This is a genomic window from Fibrobacter intestinalis, assembly GCF_900167415.1.
In the GTDB taxonomy this organism is placed as follows: Bacteria; Fibrobacterota; Fibrobacteria; order Fibrobacterales; family Fibrobacteraceae; genus Hallerella; species Hallerella intestinalis.
The window spans coordinates 1-6,286 of the sequence record NZ_FUWU01000093.1; the positions used below are offsets into that span (position 1 = coordinate 1).

The following is a 6,286-nucleotide window of genomic DNA, read 5'->3' on the forward strand; positions in this document are numbered from 1 at the left end:
AATCTTGACGGTGAACGCCAGGTCCGCATAGCCGAAGCTTTCCGTGTCGCTGAAGGATTCGGAGATTTCCGTGAGGGTCGAGAGGTCCACGGTCTTCAGGAATTCGGCGAGGCTTTCGTTGTGCCTGGCGGCGAGCCTCAGGAGTTCCGCGGCGCGTTCCGGAGCCTTGAAGACGGAGCGGAAATAGGAATCGTGCCCGGTGCGGGCGTTTGCGTTGTTTTCTTTCATGGATTTCCTCGTTGGAATGCGGACTTCCCCAAATGAAAGCCCATGATGTACAACGCGCGAGCGGGCGATTTTAGGAAAACTTTTTTGTAAAAAGTTTTTTTTGCAAGGCATTTCCTCGAGGATAGTCGCGCTCCGCTCGCAATGATGGTGAAAATTGTTCGGGGTGATGTGGAAAACCGCTTGCCATCTCGCTGCAACGGAAGAATATTCGCTGAAAAGTGAAAACAAAATATTTTTCTAAAATTTGTGTCAAATAGAAAGATTGAGGAAAAAATGGCTTACTCTTTTTTAAATCTTGCGGAAGATGTCCTAAAAACCGCTGCGGCAAAGGATAATATCTACTCTTTGACGCATAAGGAAATTTGGGATGCCGCTTGTAAATATGGTTTCGATAAAAAAATAAATTCGACGGGGAAAACGCCGTGGGAAACGATAGGTGCGAGGCTTTATGTGGATCTCCGCGATAACACTTCGACTATTTTTGCCAAAGTAGGGGAGAAACCGACAAAATTTGCGCTGAAAGAGAATCTGGAAAAATGGGGAAAATCAAATGATGTCAAAGTTCCATCTAAGACGCTTCCTAGTTATTCTGAAAAGGACTTGCATCCGCTTTTGACTCGCTTTGTTAATGGGCAGCGCTTTAACTGCGTAACAAAAACCATTGATGAAAAAAAATCGGCAAAGCATTCCAAAGGGCAAAACGAATGGCTCCACCCCGATTTGATAGGAGTTCATTATCCTTTCAAGGATTTTGAGCCGGAAGTACTCGATCTAGTTAAATCTTACACTTCTTTGCCGGTTCGATTTTTCTCCTTCGAAATGAAAAAGGAAATAAAGTGGAGCAATCTAAAGGAATGTTATTTTCAAGCGGTTTCCAATTCCAGCTGGGCGAATGAAGGCTATCTGGTCGCATTGAAATACGAAACGGAACCCGAGTTTATGGAGGAGATGCGGCGATTGAATAATGCGTTTGGAATCGGCTTTATCCGACTGGATTCAGATAATATCGACGAAAGTGAAATTCTGTTCCCGGCGACTACTCGCAATTTTGTCGATTGGGATACCTTAAATCGTCTCGGCAAGGTAAACAAGGATGTCAAGGAATTGATTGTACATATCAAAGAAAGTGTCATTATTAAGAATGTAAAAATAGCGGAGTATGATAAAGTTTTACAAGATACAGAACTGGCTAAGTGGATCAAGGAAAAGGGCATTGGGTAGGCGACCCTCATCGATAAAATTCAACTCCACCTTGTCCGAATATTTTTGGATAAGGATCTCGCCCCATGCCGATTCAGTTGTCAATACTCCATTTGGAAAAAATGATTAAAATGGAAGATCATCTTCTTCGTCATCTTTGTCAAATGTATTCCCAGTCTTTTTTACGTTGCCTAGATTCCATTGGGAAATGTCGCCGTGGAACGAGGAGTTTTTAAACATCCGCTTCATACTCATCACATTGGAAACGTTCCATTTTGAAATCTCGCCATTGAAATGGGACTCTTCAAACATCCGCTCCATATTTTTTACATGAGAGACATTCCACTGAGAAATATCTGCATTAAATTGCGCTTCGCAGAACATTCTTTCCATGTCGATGACATTAGAAACGTTCCATTGGGAAACATCTCTGTTGAACTGGGAGCGTTCGAACATTTCGCTCATATTGGTCACGTTGGAAACGTCCCACTTAGAAATATCTCCATTAAACTGAGAATCTTTGAACATTTCGCTCATATTCTTCACATTGGAAACATCCCATTTGGAGATGTCCCCATTGAATTGAGAACCGCAGAAGATGCCGCTCATATTCGTAATCTGCGACACGTCAATGAAATTCAGATCTACCGTGTCCGCGTATTTTTGGATGGCAGCCTGGATAAGAAAATGGAGATGAAATGGATTTTTTGCAACGACCGGCGCATTGGTGAAGTCGTCGGGAATAATGTAGGCTATTGGAAAATCTAAATAGCAGTTTGCTTGAACATTCCAATTTGATAAATCGCCATTGAATTCGAAGTCGCTGAACATTTCGCTCATATCGACCACGTTGGAAACATCCCATTTTGAAATATCTCCGTTGAATTGGGACTCGCTGAACATCCAGCTCATATCGGTCACGTTGGATACGTCCCATTGGGAAATATCTCTGTTGAATTGGGAACAGTAGAACATTTCGCTCATATCGACCACGTTGGAAACATCCCATTTTGAAATATCTCCGTTGAATTGGGACTCGCTGAACATCTTGCTCATATCCGTCACGTTGGATACGTTCCATTGGGATATGTCGCCGTTAAATTAGGATTCGCTAAATATTCCGCTCATGTCTGTAATCTGCGAGACGTCGATAAAGTTCAAGTCCGCCTTGGGGTCCTTTTCGACTTCTTTTTGAATGAGTTCCTGGAGTTCTTCTTTTGTTTTGACGAGGACTTTTTCGCGGGGTTGTACCGTTTCTTTGGTCATTGTTTTTCCCTTTTGTATTAAAGTGAAATTTTAGCTCTTGTCTTTATCGCTACGGAACGACGGAATGTCTAATTTATAATAGGGGAATTAGATGGCTATACGGTTGCCGTTTTGTTTGGTAAATTTCTTCACAGGCAAAATCTCCTCTTAGGAATAAAATTTTTTAACATCTTGATTTAGGTGAAAACAATATACTAATTCTTTTTGATAAAAACTGTCAAAATAGATTCTATTCTTCTAAAACCGTTTTGGACGCTTGTATTTTTTATTCGGAAAATCCTTTGGCGGAGGGCTGCCGTTGTAGATGAAATTTTTCTACCTAAAAAGTTCTTTCGCATTTTGAAATCCGATTTGTTTCCAGCTCTTGCCACAAATTTTTTGGGATGTAGCGATACGTGTCCGCAAATGTCGGGGAAGAGAACTTTGGATATAACGCCCGGGAATAGGCGTGTCCGTTCCAAAGAGAATGCGCTTTTCAAACCGATTCTCCAGCAGAATTTTTAAATGTTCGTGAGGCATGAAAGCCGTATCGACATAAGCATTTGGACAAGTTTGCAGCATTTTAATGGTTTGGTCGAGAGGGCGTCCGTGTGCCAGAATGACGCGGACTGTCGGAAATCGGAGGCAAATTCTCTGGTAACTCAGAGCAAGGCATTCTTCATGCTCGCCGGTATGGAACATCACGGGAAAATTTCTTTCCCGAGCGATGGAAAAAACGTGATGAAGCTCTTTGCCATTTGGCTCCCAGCGTTCCGAAACGCCGTGCACCTTGAATCCGCAAATATCCGCATCGAGATAGAGGGACAAATCTCTGCTGCGCTCCAGCATGGAATGGCTAATCCACAAAAGTGGAAACGCGCGTTTTCCAAAAAGTTCCCTTACCGCTTGCCGCTCTTCTCGCAAGACTCCCGGATCGTCGCAGATGACGGGTGTTGTCGAAGAATAGGCAAAGTGGGTGATGCCGACGCATTTCAAAGTGCGTAAAACCCGGGGCACCGAGTAATAGGTTTCAAAATACTGCCCGATATGGACGTGGGAATCAAAAATGGGCGTCATCTATTATTGCCAACGCTCGCGCGCGTTGTATGTTCCGCTCCGCAACTGCACGTGCAAATGCTCGTTCGAACTTCCGATGTCCTCGTGCAAAACGTAAAACCTGTCGCCGAGGCGTTCGCGTACGTCCGCGGCCAGCTCCTTGCGGGCTTTCAAGTTTCCGATATCCTTGATGCGCAAATCGACTGCGGCACCCGCATAATGGGCGGAATTTTTCGCGTGGGCCGAAAAATCGTTCGCGCTGGTGATTACCGGAAGAAAGGAATCATCTTCCATGGCATCCTGAAAAGCTTCGACGATGACGACAATCGCCGAATCGATTTCCGGACGCAGGGAAGACATGTTGACCCCGGCCTTGGCGATGGTGATGTCCCGGGCTATCCTGTGGGCGATTCGTTCTTCCCCGTCCCGCTCCCGATAAATGAAGCTTTCGTTTCGAACGTTCCGCTCGGTCTTTTCAATAGTATCCTTCAAAAAGGAAAAATCGTCGGAATCGCATTTGACCACAAGAAAAATCGCCGCGCCTATCAACAGAAAAGGCAGCAAAACCAAAAACACCTTCACGGCGATGACTATGGCAATCAGCGCAATAACGACGCAAAGAATCGTGAACAGAATTGACAGCATGATTGCAATATAATTTATTTTTCCGTCAAAATTTGACAGAATCGTATCCTTCGAAAATTATCCGTTTTTTTTCGTCAGCGCTTCGAGAACGAGTTTCCGGTTGAGGGCCGCCGCCTTGCAAAAATGGGGAGCGACTTTCAAGTAATCGCCGCCGTTTTCGTTGAAATTGCGAACCAGGCACGGAGCGCAGAACTGCCTGTCTTCGCAGTCATAACATTGGGGAATCGCCGATTTCGTGAGACCGCGCAACTTGTTGAGCTGGGGCGAACGTTCCCAAATATCCTTGATGGGCGTTTCGTGTACGTCGCCGCAGGGCATTCCCTGCCAACCGGAACACGGATAGACGACGCCGTTGGCGGCAATGCAAAGATTGTCGAGGCCGACTCCGCAAAATGCCTGTTTGCCCCATTCTTCGCGGCTGATTTCCGGAACGGGCGTTTCCGTGAAATTCAGATAATCCTTGTCAAAACGGATGATGTCGCGCAAGAGCTCTTCGGTTTCTTCTATGGTCAGGCGTTCGTTGAGATTGTCCGTGGAAAAATCGTAGCGCGCCATCATCACGAAGTCCGTCTGGGCCTTGCAATTTCTGTCGTAGGCGAATTTCAAAACGTCCTTGTAGGTTTTGTAATTCGTGTGCATGACCGGGCAGGAAATCTGCACGGGAATGTTTGCGGCAATCAGAGCCTCGATGGAAGCCTTCGTCTTTTCGCAGCTGCCCGGAAGCTGGGTAATGTGGTCGTGTTCTTCGGGGTAAATGCTGTAGAGCGAAGTCTGCACAATGCTCGGATTGACTTCCTTCAGCACCTCGATCATTTTGGGCGTGAGCAGCGTAATGTTGGAAAGGACATTGATCGAGAAATCGAGTTCACGCGCCTTGCGCAGGATTTTCTCGGCATCCGGATGGCAAAAGAACTCGCCACCGGAAAGAGTCAAGTCGAGCGTTCCCAATTCGTGAAGCTGCTCCAGCACGTTTTCGATGACTTCGTAGGGAAGAATCGTATTCTTGAACTGGTGCGGAATGTAGCAATGGATGCAGCGTTCGTTGCAGCGGTTCGAGGTCTCAATTTGGCAGGCGTGAATAGCGGGCTTTTTTTGGTATTCGGCGAAAAGAGCGTCTTGTGAATCGCCGTAATTTTTCTGGTCGTCCGAATTTTGCAGCGCATTGTAGGTGAATTGCGTCTTGGGATTTACTTGGTAAGAAAAATGGGTGTCGCGGGCGGCGCATTCGCTTTCCGTTTCGGCGGCAATCAAATAGCCGACATGAACGAGGGCGTCAAGGAATTCCCGCAAGTCTCCGGAAATATCCTCGGCGGAAACGCCTTCAAATGCGGTCGCCGCCTTCCTCGCGATGGATTCCAGACTTTGGGGCGCACGGGAAAGAGCTTCCAGAAAGATCTTGCCAGATTCGGTATAGATGCTGTCGTGTTTGGAAAGCTGGCTGTAGATGTAGCCGAAGTTTCCGATGGAACGTACAAAGCTGTCGCGAGAAAGGCGGTAGAACATAAGAGACTCCTGATATTTTTAAGGCTTTCGATTGGCGGTAGAGGTTAAACTTTGATATATCGTTTATACTTGTCCATTTTTCGTTTAAATAAATCATCCAATTGAGTCAAAGAAATTTCCGAGGGATTTTTTCGATATTGTTCCGTAAAAGAGCGGAAATCATCTCCTAAAAAGACAATCTTGTCTAATAAAGCATCCAACCTTTGTTGATAAGAAGAATTTGCTGACAGCCTTCCAACTTCCATACATTCAACGTAACACATCGTCAAAAATTGGATTTTACATGACATCCTATTATTATATATAGTCAGCCCTTAAAAAGTCACTTTGCGAACGTAAGATAAGGACGTTCGCATTTTTTGTTCATTCCGTTCCACAGAAGGCAAAAACAGTATAGCCATTCCAACAG

General features: G+C 45.3%; 8 protein-coding genes. 1 reads left to right on the forward strand and 7 read right to left on the reverse strand.

Translation table 11 applies throughout. The features are described 5' to 3' along the window. On the reverse strand, window positions 1–228 hold a 228-nt coding region (locus B5D40_RS15465; RefSeq protein ID WP_144319721.1), incomplete at its 3' end, for an Rpn family recombination-promoting nuclease/putative transposase. 273 nt (window positions 229–501) lie between these two features. On the opposite strand from B5D40_RS15465, the gene B5D40_RS14615 reads away from it, so the two are divergent. Beyond that, complete coding sequence (locus B5D40_RS14615; RefSeq protein WP_078777509.1) at window positions 502–1,449, forward strand: HTH domain-containing protein; 948 nt, start codon at window positions 502–504, stop codon at window positions 1,447–1,449. 105 nt (window positions 1,450–1,554) lie between these two features. Here the strand turns inward: B5D40_RS14615 and B5D40_RS16595 are convergent, their stop codons facing one another. From B5D40_RS16595 to B5D40_RS14640, 6 genes are all read right to left on the reverse strand, one after another. Further along, window positions 1,555–2,484, reverse strand: coding sequence for a BspA family leucine-rich repeat surface protein (locus B5D40_RS16595; RefSeq protein WP_233134225.1), 930 nt, complete (start codon window positions 2,482–2,484; stop codon window positions 1,555–1,557). Window positions 2,485–2,529: 45 nt separating this feature from the next. Continuing rightward, window positions 2,530–2,694 carry a hypothetical protein gene (locus B5D40_RS16245; protein ID WP_233134224.1) on the reverse strand — a complete coding sequence of 55 codons (165 nt, stop codon included), beginning with the start codon at window positions 2,692–2,694 and terminating at the stop codon, window positions 2,530–2,532. Window positions 2,695–3,009: 315 nt separating this feature from the next. Further along, window positions 3,010–3,750: an amidohydrolase family protein gene (locus B5D40_RS14625; RefSeq protein ID WP_078777510.1), complete on the reverse strand. Its 741-nt coding sequence runs from the start codon at window positions 3,748–3,750 to the stop codon at window positions 3,010–3,012. A gap of 3 nt (window positions 3,751–3,753) precedes the next feature. Further along, complete coding sequence (locus B5D40_RS14630) at window positions 3,754–4,374, reverse strand: hypothetical protein (RefSeq protein ID WP_078777511.1); 621 nt, start codon at window positions 4,372–4,374, stop codon at window positions 3,754–3,756. Window positions 4,375–4,431: 57 nt separating this feature from the next. Then, window positions 4,432–5,877 (reverse strand): radical SAM/SPASM domain-containing protein, encoded by a 1,446-nt coding sequence (locus B5D40_RS14635; RefSeq protein WP_078777512.1) that lies wholly within the window; start codon window positions 5,875–5,877, stop codon window positions 4,432–4,434. Between the two features lie 44 nt (window positions 5,878–5,921). Continuing rightward, a complete protein-coding gene (locus tag B5D40_RS14640) occupies window positions 5,922–6,140 on the reverse strand; it encodes a hypothetical protein (RefSeq protein ID WP_143394340.1) in 219 nt (72 codons plus the stop codon). Window positions 6,141–6,286: the final 146 nt, after the last annotated feature.